The sequence below is a fragment of the Roseateles koreensis genome, assembly GCF_028595305.1.
Lineage (GTDB): Bacteria > Pseudomonadota > Gammaproteobacteria > Burkholderiales > Burkholderiaceae_C > Paucibacter_A > Paucibacter_A koreensis.
In genome coordinates this window covers 207,134-226,073 of sequence record NZ_JAQQXS010000008.1, presented here as the reverse complement: position 1 = coordinate 226,073, position 18,940 = coordinate 207,134, and the positions used below count along the sequence as shown (strand labels likewise).

At 63.4% G+C, this 18,940-nt stretch carries 16 protein-coding genes; 11 read left to right on the top strand and 5 right to left on the bottom strand.

Translation table 11 applies throughout. The features are described 5' to 3' along the window. Window position 1: 1 nt before the first annotated feature. A complete protein-coding gene (locus PRZ01_RS11005) occupies window positions 2-1,120 on the bottom strand; it encodes a Re/Si-specific NAD(P)(+) transhydrogenase subunit alpha (protein ID WP_273596829.1) in 1,119 nt (372 codons plus the stop codon). A 152-nt stretch (window positions 1,121-1,272) separates the two neighbouring features. Here PRZ01_RS11005 and PRZ01_RS11000 point away from each other — a divergent pair, with 152 nt between their 5' ends. Genes PRZ01_RS11000 through PRZ01_RS10985 form a run of 4 tightly spaced genes read left to right on the top strand, consistent with a single transcriptional unit; the run spans window position 1,273 to window position 4,944 of the window. After that, on the top strand, window positions 1,273-1,776 hold the full coding sequence (locus PRZ01_RS11000) for an NUDIX hydrolase (RefSeq protein WP_273596828.1): 504 nt from the start codon (window positions 1,273-1,275) through the stop codon (window positions 1,774-1,776). A 45-nt stretch (window positions 1,777-1,821) separates the two neighbouring features. Continuing rightward, the gene (gene mnmA, locus PRZ01_RS10995) at window positions 1,822-2,979 is read left to right on the top strand and encodes a tRNA 2-thiouridine(34) synthase MnmA (RefSeq protein ID WP_273596827.1); all 1,158 of its coding nucleotides are present in this window, start codon (window positions 1,822-1,824) and stop codon (window positions 2,977-2,979) included. Window positions 2,980-2,983: 4 nt separating this feature from the next. Then, entirely contained in the window at window positions 2,984-4,252 is a 1,269-nt protein-coding gene (locus tag PRZ01_RS10990) for a sensor histidine kinase (protein WP_273596826.1), read from the top strand. Next, window positions 4,249-4,944, top strand: coding sequence for a response regulator (locus PRZ01_RS10985; protein WP_273596825.1), 696 nt, complete (start codon window positions 4,249-4,251; stop codon window positions 4,942-4,944). The genes PRZ01_RS10990 and PRZ01_RS10985 overlap by 4 nt, the downstream gene beginning before the upstream one ends. Window positions 4,945-4,981: 37 nt before the next feature. On the opposite strand, the gene PRZ01_RS10980 is transcribed toward PRZ01_RS10985, so the two are convergent. Beyond that, complete coding sequence (locus PRZ01_RS10980; protein WP_273596824.1) at window positions 4,982-5,533, bottom strand: CAP domain-containing protein; 552 nt, start codon at window positions 5,531-5,533, stop codon at window positions 4,982-4,984. 161 nt (window positions 5,534-5,694) lie between these two features. On the opposite strand from PRZ01_RS10980, the gene PRZ01_RS10975 reads away from it, so the two are divergent. The 7 genes from PRZ01_RS10975 (at window position 5,695) to PRZ01_RS10945 (ending at window position 13,111) form a co-directional block, all read left to right on the top strand. Continuing rightward, window positions 5,695-6,975 carry an efflux RND transporter periplasmic adaptor subunit gene (locus PRZ01_RS10975; protein WP_273596823.1) on the top strand — a complete coding sequence of 427 codons (1,281 nt, stop codon included), beginning with the start codon at window positions 5,695-5,697 and terminating at the stop codon, window positions 6,973-6,975. 20 nt (window positions 6,976-6,995) lie between these two features. After that, window positions 6,996-7,733 (top strand): ABC transporter ATP-binding protein, encoded by a 738-nt coding sequence (locus tag PRZ01_RS10970; protein WP_273596822.1) that lies wholly within the window; start codon window positions 6,996-6,998, stop codon window positions 7,731-7,733. A 43-nt stretch (window positions 7,734-7,776) separates the two neighbouring features. Then, window positions 7,777-8,934, top strand: coding sequence for an ABC transporter permease (locus tag PRZ01_RS10965; RefSeq protein WP_273596821.1), 1,158 nt, complete (start codon window positions 7,777-7,779; stop codon window positions 8,932-8,934). Between the two features lie 6 nt (window positions 8,935-8,940). After that, entirely contained in the window at window positions 8,941-10,110 is a 1,170-nt protein-coding gene (locus tag PRZ01_RS10960) for an ABC transporter permease (protein WP_273596820.1), read from the top strand. 326 nt (window positions 10,111-10,436) lie between these two features. Beyond that, a complete protein-coding gene (locus tag PRZ01_RS10955; protein WP_273596819.1) occupies window positions 10,437-11,069 on the top strand; it encodes a choice-of-anchor J family PEP-CTERM protein in 633 nt (210 codons plus the stop codon). A gap of 87 nt (window positions 11,070-11,156) precedes the next feature. Then, window positions 11,157-11,612 carry a post-PEP-CTERM-1 domain-containing protein gene (locus PRZ01_RS10950; RefSeq protein WP_273596818.1) on the top strand — a complete coding sequence of 152 codons (456 nt, stop codon included), beginning with the start codon at window positions 11,157-11,159 and terminating at the stop codon, window positions 11,610-11,612. A gap of 5 nt (window positions 11,613-11,617) precedes the next feature. Continuing rightward, the gene (locus PRZ01_RS10945; protein ID WP_273596817.1) at window positions 11,618-13,111 is read left to right on the top strand and encodes a PA domain-containing protein; all 1,494 of its coding nucleotides are present in this window, start codon (window positions 11,618-11,620) and stop codon (window positions 13,109-13,111) included. Between the two features lie 115 nt (window positions 13,112-13,226). Here the strand turns inward: PRZ01_RS10945 and PRZ01_RS10940 are convergent, their stop codons facing one another. From PRZ01_RS10940 to PRZ01_RS10930, 3 genes are read right to left on the bottom strand one after another with little or no spacing between them, the layout of a single operon-like run. Continuing rightward, a complete protein-coding gene (locus PRZ01_RS10940) occupies window positions 13,227-16,430 on the bottom strand; it encodes an efflux RND transporter permease subunit (RefSeq protein ID WP_273596859.1) in 3,204 nt (1,067 codons plus the stop codon). Between the two features lie 13 nt (window positions 16,431-16,443). Next, window positions 16,444-17,649 carry an efflux RND transporter periplasmic adaptor subunit gene (locus PRZ01_RS10935; RefSeq protein ID WP_273596816.1) on the bottom strand — a complete coding sequence of 402 codons (1,206 nt, stop codon included), beginning with the start codon at window positions 17,647-17,649 and terminating at the stop codon, window positions 16,444-16,446. 18 nt (window positions 17,650-17,667) lie between these two features. After that, window positions 17,668-18,885: a TolC family protein gene (locus PRZ01_RS10930; RefSeq protein WP_273596815.1), complete on the bottom strand. Its 1,218-nt coding sequence runs from the start codon at window positions 18,883-18,885 to the stop codon at window positions 17,668-17,670. Window positions 18,886-18,940 lie beyond the last annotated feature (55 nt).

The following is an 18,940-nucleotide window of genomic DNA, read 5'->3' as shown; positions in this document are numbered from 1 at the left end:
CTTATTTCCTTGCTTTCACTTCACCGGCCTGCGTCATCAGGCAAGCTGCCACGATGTCGTCATCCATCGGCACGTCGAGCGTGCCTTCTTTGGTGATCACCAGCTTCAAGAAGTCGAGAATATTGCGGGCGTACAAGGCCGAGGCATCCGCCGCCACCAGCGCGGGCAAATTGGTTTCACCCACCAGCGTCACGCCATGTTTGACCACCGTCTTGCCTGCTTCGGTCAGCGGGCAATTGCCGCCAGCCGCCGCCGCCAAGTCGACGATGACCGAGCCCGGCTTCATACTGCGCACCATCTCTTCACTGACCAGCACCGGCGCAGCGCGGCCGGGAATCAGCGCGGTGGTGATCACCACATCAGCCTGCGCCACGCGCTTGGCGACTTCGATTTTTTGGCGATCCAACCAACTTTGCGGCATGGGCCGGGCGTAACCGCCCACACCCTCGGCGGCTTCTTTTTCTTCAGCCGTGTCATAAGACACTTCGATGAATTTGCCGCCCAGCGATTCAACCTGCTCCTTGACGGAAGGCCGCACATCCGAGGCCTCGATCACGGCGCCCAGGCGCTTGGCCGTGGCAATGGCTTGCAAGCCCGCCACGCCCACACCCAGAATCACCACGCGGGCGGCCTTGACTGTGCCCGCCGCCGTCATCAGCATGGGGAAAAAACGTTGATACCGCTCCGCCGCCATCATCACTGCCTTGTAGCCGGCAATATTGGCCTGCGAGCTCAACACGTCCATGCTCTGCGCGCGCGAGGTACGCGGGGCGGCCTCCAGCGCAAAGCTGGTCAGCTGAGCCGCCGCGAGACGCGCCAAACCGTCTTTGTCAAACGGATTGAGCATGCCCACCAAGGCCGTGCCTGGTTTGACCAGCGCCAGCTCATCGGTGTCGGGGCTGCGCACTTTCAGCAGCAGATCGGAGGCAAAGGCTGCAGCGCGATCAACGATCTCTGCGCCAGCGGCGGCGTAGGCCTCGTCTGTCACACTGGCAGCCAGGCCGGCGCCTTGTTCAACCCGCAGCACATGGCCTTGGGCCTTGAGCTTCTTGACGGTTTCTGGCGTTGCGGCCACCCGTGTCTCACCGGCCGCACTTTCGCGCGGAACTCCAATCAACATGAATCAATCCCTCCTGGGCCGCACCCCGCAGGGGTACCGCCAAAAGACCAAGTTATAAAACCCTCGCTCTGCAACGTTGACAGAGTCTCTGCCTCGATTCAGCTTACACAATAGGGGGTTTACTTGTCACCCGTACAAGCCAGGGACTGCAGATGCCAAACAACACTGAACGCTGGAAACCCGCCGTCACCGTCGCGGCCATCATTGAGCATGGCGGGCGCTATCTGCTGGTCGAAGAAGAGACCCCCGAAGGCCTGCAGCTGAACAACCCCGCCGGCCACCTCGACCCAGGAGAATCGCCGCAAGAAGGCGCCGTTCGCGAGGCGCTCGAAGAGACCGGCAGGCACTTCACGCCGCAGGCCTTGCTGGGCGTCTACATGGCCCGGTTTGTCCGGCCGGCCGCCTCTTTAGAGGATGTCACCTACCTCCGTCTGGCCTTTTCCGGTGTGGCGAGCGAAGAGGTGCCCGGTTGGGTGCTAGACAAGGGCATTGTCCGCACCGTGTGGATGAGCATCGACGAGGTTCGCGCCAGCGCCGCACGCCACCGCAGCCCCTTGGTGCTGCATTGCATTGAAGACCACCTCGCCGGCAAGCGCCTGCCGCTGGACCTGATCCATGTGGACCCGAGTCTTTACAAGCCCCAGGTCAAGGGCTGAATTCGACGCCCGGCAAGCGCCCGCGCGATGCGGGACAATCGCGGCATGAGTTTGCAGGACAAGAAACAACGCATCGTCGTCGGCCTCTCCGGCGGCGTGGACTCGGCCGTCACCGCCTATTTGCTCAAGCAGCAGGGGCACGAAGTGGTGGGCATCTTCATGAAGAACTGGGAAGACGATGACGACAGCGAGTACTGTTCGTCCAATATCGACTTCGTGGATGCCGCCGCTGTCGCCGATGTGATCGGCATCGAGATCGAGCACGTCAACTTCGCGGCGGATTACAAAGACCGCGTCTTTGCCGCCTTTTTGCGCGAATACCAGGCCGGCCGCACGCCCAATCCGGACGTGCTGTGCAATGCCGAAATCAAGTTCAAGGCCTTTCTGGACCATGCCATGCGCCTGGGCGCTGAAAAAATCGCCACAGGGCACTATGCGCGGGTGCGGCAAGTCACCGACCCGCTGCTTGGCGCACAAACCCAGTTGCTCAAGGGCGTGGACAACAGCAAGGACCAAAGCTACTTTTTGCATCGGCTGAATCAGGCGCAACTCGCCAAAACACTGTTTCCGGTGGGTGAGTTACACAAGACCGAGGTGCGCCGCATCGCCGAAGAAATCGGCCTGCCCAACGCCAAGAAGAAAGACTCCACCGGTATCTGCTTCATCGGCGAGCGGCCCTTCCGCGAGTTTTTGAACCGCTATCTGGCTCACCAACCCGGGCCCATCAAAGACGCCCGCGGCCGCAAGCTTGGCGAGCACCTGGGCCTGTCCTTTTACACCTTGGGGCAACGCCAGGGCCTGGGCATTGGCGGGGTGAAGGAAAAAGGCGCCCCGCGCGGCGGTGGCGAGCACGAGCCCTGGTTTGTCGCCCGCAAAGACATGGCCAGCAACACCTTGTACGTGGTGCAAGGCCACAACCACCCCTGGCTGCTGAGCCAGAGCCTGGTGGCCGACGATTTGTCCTGGACCGGCGCAGCACCCCCATTTGGCGGCTATGGCGCCAAAACGCGCTATCGCCAGGCTGACGCGGCCTGCGCCCTTCATCCCGGCACCCCGGCCCCGGGCCAATGCCGGGTTGATTTTGCGCAGGCGCAATGGGCCGTCACGCCCGGCCAAAGCCTGGTGCTGTATGACGGTGAAGTGTGCCTGGGCGGCGGCGTGATCGCCTCGGCCACCCCGGCCAACATGTCCTCTGCGGTTTGAACGCATGAACGCCGGCGAGGCCCTTGCAGCGGGTGCGCGCGGCCGCCGACTGGATCGCTTGCTGGCACGCATCGCCCAACCGGGAGTGGTGCTGCAGGTAGCCGCATTCACCATGTGCCTGCTGGAACTGGCGGCCGCCATCGCCGGCTTGGCGGGCTACCGCACCGAGCCCTATGACGGTGCCATCGCCGCGCTCTACCTGCGCATGGGGGGCTCCAGCAACGACCCGGCGCTGCTGCTGACCTGCTTCAGCTTGGTGCTCGTTTTCGCCCATGCCTACTGGCGGTTGGCCCAGGACGCCCGGGCCGACCAAGCACCGCCCCAGGTGCTGCGCCGTTTGGTGTGGGTGGACCTGCTGGCCATCGCTGTTACGCCCGGCCTGCCCTTTTTGGTGACGGCGCTGGCGGCCGTGCTGCTGCGCGCGCGGCCGGCCTTCTTGTTCGCCCTGGCGCAAGTGGGCATCAACCTGCTGCTGTACTGGCTGCTGCCGCTCGCTGACGCGCAAACCGCCACTGGCGACTTGCCGGCCTGGCTGGACACGCTGGGCCTGCTGATGGCCATGGTGGCCTTGCACGGCATGGCCTTGGGGCTGGGGCGCATGGCGGCGGTGGAAGCCGAAAAACGCCGCTGGTTGCAAGTGATGCTGGCCGAGCAACTCAGTGCGGAGCAGCTGCAAGCCGAGCAAATGCGCTACCACGAACGCACCCTGATGGCCCGGGAGTTGCACGATGTGGTCGGGCACCACCTCACCGCCTTGAACCTGCAACTTCAGCTGAGCAGCGCCTTATTGGCGAGAACCGATGTTGAAGGCGCCGCCACCGCAGTCGACCGCGCGCAACTCAGCGCCGCACGACTGCTGGCCGATGTGCGCGAAGCCGTTTCACAGCAACGCAGCGCCGCCCGCATCGACCTCAGCGGTGCGTTGCAAGCCCTGGCTGAGCATGTGGCCAGTACCCGCATTACCCTGAACATCTCGCCCGCCGCCCGCGACCTCAGCCCGCGTGTGGCCCATGCCCTGCTGCGTTGCGTGCAAGAAGCCATCACCAACAGCGTGCGCCATGCCGGGGCCAGCCAAGTTGAGCTGAGCCTGTGGGTGGATGACCGCCTTGTGCATGTCAAGATCGCCGATGATGGGCGGGGTGCGGCGACACTCCAGCCCGGCAACGGGCTGCAAGGTATGGCCGAGCGCATGGCGGAGCTGGGTGGACAGATGCAGATTGACGCCCAGCGACCGGGTTTCCGAATAGACCTCCAATGTCCGAGGACGGCATGAAGACACAGACCAGCCCCCGCATGGACGGCGACACGACTCCCCCCATCAAGCTCTTGCTGGTGGAAGACCAGCAACTGGTTCGCGAAGGCCTCAAAGGGCTGCTGAGCCTGCACGATGAGATTCAGCTCGTCGGCGAAGCCAGCGACGGCGTGGAGGCGCTGGCGCATCTAGACACGGCCGACGCCGTCTGGCCCGACATCATCTTGTCGGACATGCGCATGCCCCGTCTCGACGGGCTGGGTTTGATCCGCGCCCTGGCGGCCCGTGCTTTGAGCATTCCCGTCATATTGCTGACCACCTTTGACGATGCCACCGCCTTCGACGAAGCCGTGCGCGCCGGCGCCCGCGGTTTTTTGCTCAAGGCCATCAGCCCGGACACACTGCTGCAAGCTCTGCGTGACGTGCAGGCGGGCGGCACCGCCTTTCGCCCCACGCTGACCACGCGGATGGAGCAGGTTGGCACCCGCAACGAGCGGGCCTTCTTATCCACCCCTCAGCCCGACCCGCTGTCGCCCAAAGAATTGCAGGTCTTGCGCCTGGTGGCCAGCGGGCGCAGCAACACCGAGATCGCCACCCTGCTGGGCAATAGCGAAGGGGTGATCAAGAACCATTGCTCCGCCATCTTCTCCAAGATGGGGGTGCGGGACCGCACACAAGCCGTGCTCAGAGCGATCGACCTGGGCTGGATTTGACCGTCACCACGCGCCGAAGCCCCCAGCGGGGCGCGCCTCACTCCCGCAACACCCGCCCGAGGTGCAGCACCCAATACCGCGCGTAGCGCCCCGGGCCATTCACGCACGCCAGCCCGGCATCAACGAACTGCGGTTCCATGATGTTTTCACAGTGGCCAGCGCTGTCGATCCAGCCCGTGATGACCTCGTCCAGCCGCTGGGGCCCCGCAGCCAGATTTTCGCCCACGCGGCGAAATGAATAGCCCTGGCGCAGCACCCGGTAGCGCAGCCCGCGCCCCTCGCCATCCACATGCGAGAAGAAATCATTGCGCGCCATTTCATCGGCATAGGCCTGCGCGGAAGCCTGCAGTCGACTGTCCCAACGCAAGGGCTCAGCCGCTGAAAACGGGTGGTCACCGCACTGCCGCGCCTGCGAGCGCAGTGCGTTGAGATCACGCAGCACTTGCACCGGGTCAGGCGCGCCGTCGCAAACTCTCGGCTCGCGCTGCTCCGCCGGGCTGCTGCCGGCCACGGCCCTTTGCGCTTCGCCCGCAAAGACCGGCAACCCCGAAACAACAAGACCAGCAAGGAGAACACTAAAGCGGCGCATGAAGGCCCTAAATCCGATGAACACGACATCTTAGATGCCTCGCCCCCCCGAAGCACCGACACAACCCGCCACCCCCCAAAGGTCAGGGGGTCCCGCATGCGCTGGCTTCAAAGATTCGCCAAAGCTGCACAATCGCGCCATTCCTACAGCGTTGGAATGACATGGCTGACACCGCAAGCTCGCCCCTCGGGCAGTTGAAAATTGACCGGCAACCAACACACCCGGCCGGTCGCCGTCGCAAGACATGGCCCTGGTTGGCCGGTGGCGGCGTGGCGCTCGTCGTCATCGCCGCTGTGTTGATGCCCTCGCGGCCCGAGGTGCAAACCAGCTCGGTGCTGCAGAGCTATCCCTCGCAGCAATACCTGCAACTCACCGCGTCAGGCTATGTGGTTGCACAACGGCGTGCCGCCGTGGCCTCCAAGGCCACCGGCCGATTGATCGAGCTGAACGTGCGCGAAGGCAGCGTGCTGAAGAAGGGGGACCTGATCGCCCGCCTCGACGCCAGCGACGTTCTAGCCGCCGTAGCCACCGCCCAGGCCGGTGTGAGGCAAGCCGAAGCGGGCGTGCGCCAAGCACTGGCCCAACAACGCCAGGCCGACGTGGAGGGTGCCAATGCCGACGCCGAATTACAGCGCAGCCAAGCGCTGAAGGCCCAAGGCTTTGTCTCCGACCAAGCCCTGGACGCGGCGCGGCGCCGCCTTGACGCGGCTCGCGCCGGACAAGCCGCCGCCCAAGCCAGCATGGCGCAAGCGCAGGCCAGCGTAGCCCAGGCGCAGGCGCAAGTGAATGCGCAGCAGGTCAACCGCGATTACACCGAAATCCGCGCGCCCTTTGACGGCGTGGTGCTGAACAAAAACGCCAATGTGGGCGACATCATCACGCCCTTTTCCAACGCCGCTGGCTCGCAAGGCGCCGTGGTCACCATGGCCGACATGAGCACCCTGGAGGTAGAGGCCGATGTCTCTGAAGGCAGCCTCTCCAAGGCCAGCAAAGGCCAGCCCGTAGAAATCACGCTCGACGCGCTGCCTGACAAACGCTTTCTGGGCAAGGTCGTTGGGCTGGTGCCCACCGTGGACCGTGCCAAGGCCACGGTCATCAGCAAAGTGCAGTTCGACCAACTCGACCCCCGCATCCTGCCGGAGATGAGCGCCAAAGTGAGCTTTCTGTCGCAAGTGCCGAGCGCAGCCGAACGACAGCCGGTGCTCGCCGTGAACCCCAAGACGGTGTTGGAGCGCGACGGCAAAAGCTGGTTGATGCGCTTGCGACACGAGGGCGACAAAGAGTTGCTCGAAGCCATCGAGATCAAGCGCGGCCGCACATTGGGCGACGTGCTTGAAGTGATCGCCGCCCCGGGCGCCTCCCTCAAATCCGGCGACCGCCTGGTGCTCTCGCCCGATGCCCGGCTCAAAGACGGCGCGCAGGTCAAATTGGCTAGCAAATAACTCGTTAGGTCATCCGCCCCATGAGCGCAGTGAACCCCGCCGAACCGCTGATCCGTATCCGCGACCTGAGCAAGGCCTACCAACGCGGGGGCCAGGACATCCCCGTGCTGTTGGACATCCAGATGGATGTGATGGCCGGTGACTTCGTCGCCCTCATGGGGCCCAGCGGTTCCGGCAAAAGCACGTTGCTGAATTTGATTGCCGGGATCGATCAACCCTCCCGCGGCACCATCGAAATCGGCGGCGTGAACATCGCCCATTTAAGCGAAGGTCAGTTGGCCGACTGGCGCGCCCACAACGTGGGGTTCATTTTTCAGTTCTACAACCTGCTGCCGGTGCTGACGGCGCTGGAAAACGTCGAGCTGCCACTGCTGCTGACCGGGCTCTCCGCCCGGCAACGGCGCGAGCATGCCGAAGCCGCCCTGGCCATGGTGCGCCTGACCGATCGCATGGATCACTACCCCAACGAGCTCTCCGGTGGTCAGCAGCAGCGCGTGGCGATTGCACGGGCGTTGGTCAGCGACCCCACCCTCATCGTTGCCGACGAGCCCACCGGCGACCTCGACCGCCACACCGGCGAAGAGGTGCTGAGCTTGCTGGACGAGCTCAACCGCAATCTCGGCAAGACCATCGTGATGGTCACCCACGACCCCAAGGCCGCCGCGCGGGCCCGACGCATGGTGCACCTTGAAAAAGGCGTGCTGGTGGATGAAGACCCCATCACAACGGCAGCCACGACTTCACCGGGCAAGGCCTGACCCTCAATTTCAACGCGAAACAGAAGACAACGGCAAAAGCGCCATGTTCATCCTCAAGCTGCTGCTCAAGAACGTCTTCCGGCACAAGCTGCGCACCAGCCTGACCCTGGTGGGCCTGGTGGTGGCGATTTGTGCCTTCGGCTTGCTGCGCACCATCGTCGGCGCATGGTACGCCGGCGTGGAGGGGTCGAGCAGCACACGGCTGGTCACCCGCAGCGCCATTTCGCTGACCTTTGCGCTGCCGCTCAACTACGGGCAACGCCTGAAGGCAGTAGAAGGAGTGTCCGGCATTTCATGGTCCAACTGGTTTGGCGGCGTCTACATCACCGAGCGAAATTTCTTCCCGCAATTCGCCGTCGAGCCTTCTAGTTATCTGGCGCTCTATCCTGAATACCGCCTGAAAGACGCCGAACGATTGGCCTTTCTACGCGACCGCCAAGGCATCATCGTAGGCCGCAAGCTCGCCAACAAATACGGCTGGGCGGTCGGCGATCAGATCCCCCTGCGCGGCACCATTTACCCGGGCACCTGGACCTTCAATCTGCGCGGCATCTGGGATGGCGCCGAAGCCAAGACCGACGAGAACCACATGCTCATGCATTGGGCCTACCTCAACGAAACCATTCGCAAGCTCTACCCCAAACGGGCCGATGCCGTGGGCGTCTACATCCTGGGCATCAACGACCCGCAGAACGCAGCGCTGATTTCTCAGCGTGTCGACGCGCTGTTCAAGAACTCGCTGGCGGAGACCCTGACGGAAACCGAGTCCGCCTTCCAGCTCAGCTTCGTCTCGATGAGCGAAACCATTCTGGTCGCCATCAATGCAGTGAGCCTGATCATCGTGGTCATCATCATGGCCGTCATGGCCAACACCATGACCATGACAGCACGAGAGCGGCTGGCCGAGTACGCCACGCTCAAGGCGCTGGGTTTCCCGCCGGCCTTCGTGGTGCGCTTGCTGTTCGGTGAAAGTTTGTTGATCGCCCTGATCGGCGGTGGCATCGGGCTGGCGCTCACATTGCCCTTGGCGGCCGGCTTTGCCAGCGCAGTGGGCAGCCTGTTCCCCAGCTTCCGAGTCACCGGTCTGACCATGGCGCTGCAGTTGCTGGCGGCCCTGATCGTGGGAGTGGTTGCTGCCGCTTGGCCGGCCTGGAAGATGAGCCGGATCGACATCGTGCAAGGCCTGCGCCATGTGGCCTGAATCACCATGAAAGCCATCCCGCTCAGCTACATCGCCCGCAACCTCTGGGTGCGCCGCGTCACTACCTTGCTGACCGCCGGCGGCATGGCGCTGGTGGTGTACGTGTTTGCCACGGTGCTCATGATGAGCGAAGGCATCCGTGCGACCCTGGTCGCCACCGGCCAACCGGACAACGTCATTGCCCTGCGCAAGGGCGCCGGCGCCGAGATCAACAGCGGCATTGATCGCACTCAGGCCGCCATCCTCGAAAGCCTGCCCGGCCTGGCCACTGACGCCGACGGGCACCCGCTTATCACCAAAGAACCCGTGGTGCTCAACAACTTGCCCAAGCGCGGTAGCGGTAAGCCGAGTAACGTGACAGTTAGGGGCACCCGCCTCAGTGGCCTGTTGATGCGGCCGCAAGTGCGCATGGTGGAGGGCCGCATGTTCCGCCCCGGCACGTCCGAGATCATCACCGGCCACGCTGTGGCCACGGGCTTCCAAGGCGCGAGGCTGGGCGAAACCCTGCATTTCGCGGGGCGCGACTGGCGCGTGGTGGGGGTGTTCGATGCGGGCCGCAGCGGCTTTGATTCTGAAATATGGGGTGACGCCGAACAGATGCTGCAGGCCTTCCGGCGCGGCGCTTTCTCCAGCGTGGTGTTTCGGCTGGCGGACCCCCTGCAGTTCGAAACGATCAAGGCCCAGATCGAAGCCGACCCGCGCATGACGGTCGAGCTCAAACCCGAGATCCAGTTTTACGCAGAACAAAGCGAGGCGCTGGCCAAGTTCATCAGTATCCTGGGCACGGCGCTGTCGATCATCTTTTCGATCGGCGCCATCGTTGGCGCGATGATCACCATGTTCGCCGCCGTGGCATCACGAACCGGCGAAATCGGCACCCTCAGAGCCCTGGGCTTTCGCCGCAGCGCCGTGCTGCTGGCCTTTCTGCTGGAGTCCTTGCTACTTTCGCTGGTCGGTGGCCTGATCGGCCTGGCCGCTGCGTCATTGATGCAAACCGTCAACGTGTCGACCACCAATTTTCAAACCTTCTCAGAGCTGGCCTTTCAGTTCAAGCTCACGCCCGCCATCATGGGCCAAACCATGGCGTTTGCACTGTTCATGGGCTTTGCGGGCGGATTCATCCCGGCATGGGGCGCCGCACGGATGAAGATCGTCGACTGTTTGCGTGCGGTTTGAACGTAGTTTGATTGCCAGTTGGTGCGCCACTTAAGGCGCCCTCCTTGCTTGCAAAAGCAAGGCACTCACAAGTTCTGATTTTTGTAATCGAGGTGTTTCCCTTAGGTGAAATAACTATCCTACAAGCTAGGGATGACAGTCGAAAAATGAGAACGACCACTGAACTTGTCACACAGAATCAAGACACCCAAGGCTTGCTTTGTGATTCAAGAGACATCCCTCAAAAAGTCAGAACTGCAACAGAGTGACTTGGGGCTCGACCCAATCGAGACCTGGCAGCCTCGCTTACCGGCAGAGGTTTTTTTCTTTTTTTCTGGAAATTTCTTATGTTCAAGCAAGCCTTTGCGGCCCTCGCACTGACCAGTGCCCTTGCTGCCGCTCACTCTGAAGTTCTGCTCTCCGAGGGCTTTGAAAACATCGCCAAACTGCAAAGTTCCGGCTGGGTGCTGAAAAACGCCAGCACCCCTGCGGGCACCTCCGGTTGGGGCCAAGGCGGTGGTGTTTTCACCGCGCAGGCGGGCTCCGACGAGTCCTATATCTCCGGCAACTACAACAATGCCGCTGCAGGCGGCCAGATCAGCAACTGGCTCATCACCCCCACCTTCTCGACCGCCAAGAATGTGCAAGTCACCTTCTGGGTTCGAGGTGACGACTCCGTCGGCTACTTCGACCAATTCTCCTTCGGCCTGAGCAACGGTGGCAGCAATATCAGCGATTTCTCGATCGGCGAGGTCTTCACCGCCCCCGTCGATGGCTGGACCGAGTTCGCCGTCAATGTGGGCGCCCAAGGTGCAGGCAGCGTGGGTCGTTTCGCCATTCAGTACACCGGCATCGCCGACAGCGCCAACTTCATGGGCATCGACACCTTGGCCGTCACTGTGCCCGAGCCCTCCAGCGTGGCCCTGCTGTTCGCCAGCTTTGGCGCACTGGCGCTGAGCCGCAAGCGCAAGGCCGGTTGATCGACAACGGACCCGCCGCCCACCCTGTCTGACTTGCCCGACCGGGGCAAGCGGTCATCTCACCCTGAATCACAGGAGTTTTCTCTCATGATCTTCAAATCCACACACATGGCCCTGGCCTTTGCAGGATTGGCCGCACTCGCCGCCACCTCGCAGCCAGCCCTGGCCCACGAAGAGCACAGCCTCGAAGCACCCACCGCCAGCGCCGACCAGGTGGTGGTTCGTGACGTAGACACCGGCCGCCTGCGCGCCGCCACTGCCGAAGAGCACAACAAGCTCACCGCATCGACCGCAAAGACTCAACGCCTGCAGGCCCAACGCAGCGGCGCAGCGATGAATCACCTGCAAAAGCAACACGCCAGCGGCGCCACAGGGGCCCGCTTGAGCGATGCCTTCATGAGCATGTCCGTCGCCGTGCGCAAGCCTGATGGCACGCTGGCCCAAGATTGCTTCAGCTCCAAGGAAGAAGCTGAGGCCGCCCTGGCGGCCACCAAGTCAGGCACCGTCATCGGCAAAGCCGCCGCCACGCTGGAAACGGAGTAATCGCCATGCTGACTTCAAACATCACCTCTGCCCGCCTGAAACACACCCGCCACCTGCTGGCCTTGGCAAGCGCTGTGCTCTGCATGAGCGCACAGGCCGCCACCATCACCATCACCAGCCGTGATCCCGCTGGCGTAGGTTTCAACGACCCCACCCCGGTCGCGCCTGTAGGTGGCAACCCAGGCACGACCCTGGGCCAACAGCGCATGAATGTCTACCGTCACGTGGCCGACATCTGGGAACAAGCTCTCACCAGCAATGTCACCATCACCGTCAATGCGGGTTGGGAAGCCCTGACCTGCGACGCTGGCTCGGCCGTGCTGGGCAGCGCAGGCGCCTGGAACATCTGGCACGACTTTCCCGGCGCGGTCCCTGGCACCTGGTACCCCCAAGCATTGGCCAACAAGCTCGCCGGCGTGAATCTGTCTGACGGCAACCCTGACAGCACCGGCTACGACAACGTCGACATCAAGACCCAGTTCAACGTGAACCTGGGGCAAGCCAATTGCTTGGCTGGCTCCACCTTCTATCTGGGCTACGACGGCAACGCCGGCAGCAATGTCAACTTCGTTGAAACGCTGCTGCATGAACTGGGCCATGGCCTGGGCTTTTCCGTCATGACGGTACAGACCTCCACCGGCTATCGCGTCGACCCCACCGGCAACTACTACGTGACCAGCGGTGGCCTGCCCAGCATCTGGGAAGGTTTCATGTACGACAACACAGCCGGCAAGACCTGGCTGACCATGAGCAATGCAGAGCGCAAAGCCTCCGCCGTCAACCCATTGAAATTGGCCTGGACCGGCAACAACGCAGTGACCGGTGCGGCCGCAACGCTCAAGCCCACATCGGTGCTGAAGATCACCACCCCGGTGCCGGGTGTCTCGGGCTTGTATGACTACGGCGCGGCGTCCTTCGGGCCAACCATTGCCTCACCCTCGAGCCTGGGCTCGCTGGCGGTGATGAGTGCGGCCAACCCCTTGGGCTGCACCGCGTTCAGCGCGGCTGACACCGCCGCAGTCAACGGCAAGGTCGCCATCATTGACCGTGGCACCTGCGCCTTCGTCATCAAAGTGAAGAACGCGCAGAACGCCGGTGCCGTTGGTGTGCTGGTGGCGGACAACGTTGACGCAGCACTGAGTGGCCTGGGTGGCTCAGATACCAGCATCACCATCCCGTCCGCCCGCATCACCAAGGCCAACGGCACGCTACTGAAAGCCGCCGTGGCGCAGGCGCCAGCCTACGGCACGCGCAGCAAGGCCGGCACCGTGGCCGGCGCCTGGGCGGTGGACGCCACCCGCATCGCAGGTGCTGACGCTGTGGGCCGCCCGCTGCTGTACACACCGACCGTGCTGGCGGGCGGGTCGTCGGTATCGCACTGGGATGTGACCGCCACGCCCAACCTGCTGATGGAACCCTTCATCAACAGCGACCTCACCACCTCGCTGGTCCCGCCAAAAGACCTGACACTGCCGCTGTTGAAGGACATCGGCTGGTGATCGGGCGCGGCGTCTGCGCGTCAGCGCAGGCGCAGGCGCGCAGCAGTTGACGCTTCAATGCTGCCTTCGGTAGCGGCGAGTGAAAAAGCACGGTGCCACAAGCACCGTGCTTTTTCTATACCGAGCCACCAACCCGCTCGCCAACACCGTCTACACCCGCGTCACCCATCGCCAAGGGGGCTTCGCACTGTTCATTCACTTCACGACGATGCGCCAGGCGATAGAGCACGGGCAGCACCAGCAGCGTCAAAGCCGTTGAAGACAAGATGCCGCCGATGACCACCGTGGCCAGCGGGCGCTGAACCTCCGACCCCGTGCCTGTGGCAATTGCCATGGGCACAAAGCCCAACGAGGCCACCAGCGCCGTCATCAGCACGGGCCGCAGCCGCGTCAGGGCGCCCTCCCAGATTGCGTCATCCAGCCGTTTGCCCTGCTCGCGCAGCGTGCGGATGAAAGACAGCATCACCAATCCATTGAGCACGGCAACTCCGCACAGCGCGATGAAGCCCACAGCCGCCGATATCGACAGAGGAATGCCCCGCATCCACAGCGCCAGCACCCCGCCGGTGAGTGCAAAAGGAATGCCGGTAAACACCAACAAGCCATCACGGATGTTGCCGAACATCGTGAAGAGCAGGACGAACACCATCAGCAACGCCAGCGGCACCACCAACTGGAGTCGCTTTGTGGCCGAGTCCAGTTGCTCGAAGGTACCGCCCCAGGCGGTCCAGTAGCCGGGAGGAATCTTCACGCTTTCCACCGCCGTCTGCGCCTCGCGAACAAAAGAGCCGAGGTCGCGCCCGGTCACATTGGCGCTCACGACGACCTTGCGTTTGCCGTTCTCGCGCGACACCTGATTCGGCCCCGGCGCCAGATCAAGCGAGGCCACCTCCGACAAAGGCACATAGCTGGCCGAGCCCGAGTTCAAACCTTTGGGCAAGGGGATGGGCAGGCGGCTCAGCGCGCTGATGTCTTGCCGCACGTCTTCGGGGAGCCGCACGAGAATGCCGAAGCGGCGGTCGCCTTGAAAGAAGGTGCCCGCCTCACGCCCGCCGATCGCCGTGGCGATCACGTCTTGAACATCGCTCATGTTCAAACCATAACGCGTTGCCTTGGCGCGGTCGATATTCACCGACAGCATCGGCAGGCCGGTGGTTTGTTCGACCTTCACCTCCGTAGCGCCGGGCACCTTGCGCAACGCGGCGGCCAGGGCGCCCGCCGTGCTGTTCAACACCTCATGGTCGTCACCAAAGAGTTTGATGGCGACGTCTGATCTGACGCCGGAGATCAGCTCGTTGAAGCGCAGCTGGATCGGCTGCGAGAACTCATAACTGCTGCCGGGAACCTGTGCCACCTCCTCGCGCACTGCTGCCAGCAAGGCCTCGTGCGTGCGCCGGGGCTGCGGCCACTCCGACATCGGCTTGAGCATGATGTAGCCGTCAGAGATGTTCGGCGGCATCGGATCGGCCGCAATTTCCGCAGTACCTGTGCGCGCGAAGATGCGTTCGATTTCGGGAAACTTCGCCTTCAGGCGCGATTCGAGTTGCTGCTGCATTTCGACGGACTGCGACAAGCTCGTGCCGGGAATGCGCAAGGCCTGGATGGCCAAATCGCCCTCGTTGAGATGCGGAACAAACTCGCTGCCTAGACGGCTTGCCACCGCAGCTGAAAACAGCACCGCCACCCCGGCAAATGCGAGAACAACCGGCGCATTCGACAGCGTGGCCTTGAGGGCCGGTTGGTACCAGGCCTTGGCCCATTCCATCAAGCGATTTTCCTTTTCAGCGACCCGATCCCCGATGAACAGTGCAATCGCCGCCGGCACGAAGGTGATGGACAACACCATGGCACCCAGCAGCGCCAGCAGCACCGTCAAGGCCATGGGGTGGAACATCTTGCCCTCCACGCCGTTCAGTGCAAGAACGGGCACATACACGACCATGATGATCAGTTGGCCGAACAGCAAGGGGCGGCGGGCTTCGCCAGCGGCGAGAAATACCTCCCGAAAGCGCTCAGGCCGCGTCAGCGGTCGCCCCAGAAGTGCCTGGGCATGGGCCAAACGACGCAGCGCGTTCTCGATGATGACAACCGCACCATCGACGATGATGCCAAAGTCCAGCGCGCCCAAGCTCATCAGATTGGCACTGATGCCGTAGAAGGCCATGCCCGTGAACGTGAAGAGCATGGAGAGCGGAATGATCAGCGCCGTGATCAAGGCAGCGCGGAAGTTGCCGAGAAACAAGAACAGCACGCCCATCACCAACACTGCGCCTTCCACCAGGTTTTTCTGCACCGTCCATATGGCCTTGTCCACCAACACCGTGCGGTCATAGACCGTGACGGCCTGCACACCGGTCGGCAAGGTCTTGTTGATGGCCTTCATCTGCTGGTCAACGGCTCGCGATACAGCGCGGCTGTTTTCGCCCATCAGCATGAACACGGTGCCCAGCACCACCTCCCGGCCGTTCTCGGTGGCGGCGCCCGTGCGCAGGTCGCGCCCCAGCGCCACATCGGCCACGTCACGCACGCGAATCGGCTGCCCTTGTGCGGTGTCGATGATGATGTCGCGCAGATCGTCGAGCGACTTCACCTGCCCCGGCGCCCGCACCAGGTATTGCTCACCGCGGCGCTCGATATAGCCGGCGCCCTGGTTGGCGTTGTTCTTCTCCAGCGCCTTGACCACGTCTGACAAGCTCAAGCCAAAGGCCCCAAGCCGCTCCAGATTAGGCGCCACAACGTACTGCTTCTCGAAGCCGCCAATGGCGTTGACTTCGGTGACGCCCTTGACGTTGCGCAGCTGCGGCTTGATCACCCAATCCTGAATTTCTCGCAGGTCGGTTGCGGTGTACGGTGAGCCGTCCGGCTTTCTTGCGGCGTCGCTGGCTTCAACCGTCCACAAATAGATTTCACCCAGACCGGTTGAAATCGGCCCCATGTTCGGTGCGATGCCGTCGGGCAGCTTGTCCCGCGCTTCTTGCACGCGCTGATTCACCAACTGGCGCGCAAAGTAGACGTCGGTGCCCTCCTTGAAAATCACCGTGACCTGGGACAGGCCGTAGCGCGACAGCGAACGGGTTTGCTCCAGGCCCGGCAAGCCGGCCATCACCGTTTCGATCGGATAGGTGACGCGCTGCTCGGTCTCCAAAGGCGAGTAGCCCGGCGCCGATGTGTTGACAACAACCTGCACATTGGAGATATCAACAACGGCGTCAATCGACAGGCGGCTGTAGTTGTAGACGCCCAGGCCCGCCACCGCGATGACCGTCAGCATGACCAGCCAGCGCTGCGCAATGCAAAAACGGATGATGCGGTCAAACAAAGAGATGCGTGCTTCAGTGTTCATGCTCGGCCGCCTCTTTTCCAAGTTCTGACTTGAGTACAAACGTGCGCGTGACAGCGACCGGGTCGCCGGCTTTCAGCCCCTCCAGCACTTCAACGGTCTGGCCATCTGAGCGGCCAAGTTTGACTGGCACGGGCTTGAACCCGCCGGCCACGGCCAGAAACACCACCGGCTTGTCGCCTACGGTCTGCACCGCCGCTGCACTCACCGTCAAGGCAAGGCGCTGTCCCTCGCCCAGCACGGCAACCGTCACGAAAAGGCCCGGCCGCCAAGCGCCGCTCGGATTCACCAACGTCACCCGGGCACGCGCGGTGCGGGTCTGCTCACCCAACAGCGCACCCACGTAGGCAACACGTCCTTCGGCCCGGTTGTCAAAAGCGCTGGATGAGACCACCACTTTTTGCCCCACCCGCAAGGCAGCAAGATCTTTCGGCGCCACCGCAAACTCAGCCCAAACCGAGCGCAGGTCGGACACCGTGAAGATGCTGGCGTCCTCCTTGACCGCCTCACCCAGGCTGAGGTGCTTCTCGACCACCGTGCCCTCGAACGGCGCACGAATCTCGAACCGGTTCAAACCGCTGGACGCCGCCGGAGCGCCAACAGCCGCCAATTTTTGCTGCGCATTGCGCACCGCAATGTCGGCCTCCTGAAGGGCCGCCTGAGCCTGCAAAAAGTCTTGCTGCGCGGATATCTTGCCCTCCCACAAGGTCTTCTCGCGTTCGAAGGTGACACGCGCCGTTTCCCAGCGGCGCTGTGCAGTCAGCAACTCGCTGCGTTGCTCCGACAAGGCCGTGCTGGCGATGACGGCCAGCAATTGGCCCCGCGTCACCACTTGCCCGAGGTCGGCGTTCACCGCCTCCGCCACACCGCTGAACCTGGGCACCACATGGGTGGTTCGGTCCTCGTTGAAACGGATCTCACCAGAAAATTCAGCCGCAGTTTTGAGCTGGCCTGGCCCCACAGGTTGGACGGTGATGCCGGCGGCCCGCGCTTGCTCAGCGGTGATCGGGATCACATCATTGGCGGCGTGGGGGGCGGCCGCAGCCGGCGTGGGGTTGGTGCCCGGGTCCGAGGACGGGCGTTCGCTGTTGGTCACGCTGGTCGGTTGGCGTCCTGTCAAAAGAACCGCCGCACCGCCGGCAAGGCCGACAAGCACGATCGCTGCAATCGCAGTGCGTTGAAAAGTATTGAGGGTCATGATGCGAAAGAATGGAAGTTAACGACCGAGCACGCGGTCGATGGCCGTTGCGGCCTGATATGCGGTGGCGAGCGTGTTCAAGTAACGGGTGCGCGCCTGCAGCAGCGAGCGCTGTGCGTCCAGCACATCGATGAGCCCGAACTTGCCAGCATCAAAGCCCTGCGTCGCCGCAGCCAGCGCCTCTTGCGCAGCGGGCAATACCGCGCCCATGAGGACTTGCAGGGACGATCGGGCCAGCGCCAACTGGCTGGCGGCCTGCTGCAACTCGGTGAGTGCGCGCGTGCGCAAGAGCGCCAACTCGTCGTCGGCCTGCTGGGCGCGCTTGCCCGCTTCAGAAACAGCCCCTTGATTGCGATCGAACACCGGCAAAGGCATCGACAAGCCAATCACGGCCTGCGTCCGCCCGGCCTCGTTGTCGCGCTTGGCGCCCACGCTCAATGTCACGTCTGGCAAGGCCTTGCCCCGCTCCACCTCAACCTGCGCGCGCCGGCGCTCGGCCTCCAGGCGCCCGGCACGAAGCATCGGGGCGTCCTCCAGCTCAAGCGCCAACGCCGCCACGGAGTCCCGGCTCGGGACGGCGGTGACATCTCCTTCAACCGCAAAGTCCACTGGCGCGGACTCTCCCCACAAGGCCGCCAGCGCCTGCCGCGCGCCCTGCAACTCGGCCTGAGCTTGCGCCCATTCGAGCCCGGCATTGGCGGCGTCCACACGCGCCCGCATTGCGTCCACGGGAGAGACCTTGCCAGCCGCCACACGGCGGGCCACTGCCTCGGCGCCCCGCGCGGCCAGCTCGGCCGAGTTGGCCGCCAGCTTGCTGCGCTCCTGCGCCAACAGCATGGTGAAGTAGCCAGCAATGGCCGAGGCCCGCGCCTGCGCCCGGGCATGGCTCAGCTGCGCCTGAGCGATCTCGCTGGCGCGGGTGGCCACGTTGACACGCGCCCCGCGTTGCCCTCCCAGCTCCAGCACAAAGTCCAGCGTAGCCGTTGTCGTGCGGGTATCACGCCGCGTGTCCTCGACCACAGTGCTGAATGTCGGATTGCGCAAGGCCCCGGCTTGCTGGATCGCACCCTGCGTCGCTTCCACCTCATGCAAGGCAGCAGAAATGCCGGGGCTGTAGGCCAAAACCCGCTCCAAGGTGCCCGCCAGTGTGAGAGGCGCGTTGGACGTCTGCGCGTGCGAAAAAAAGGGGCTGAATAGCGTCGCCGCCAGCCCAAGCGGCCATAGAAGTTTTCTCATCGAATCTCAAGGTTGAACCAGGATTCGGCGAGAGTGGAAAGTGAGAACTTGTCAC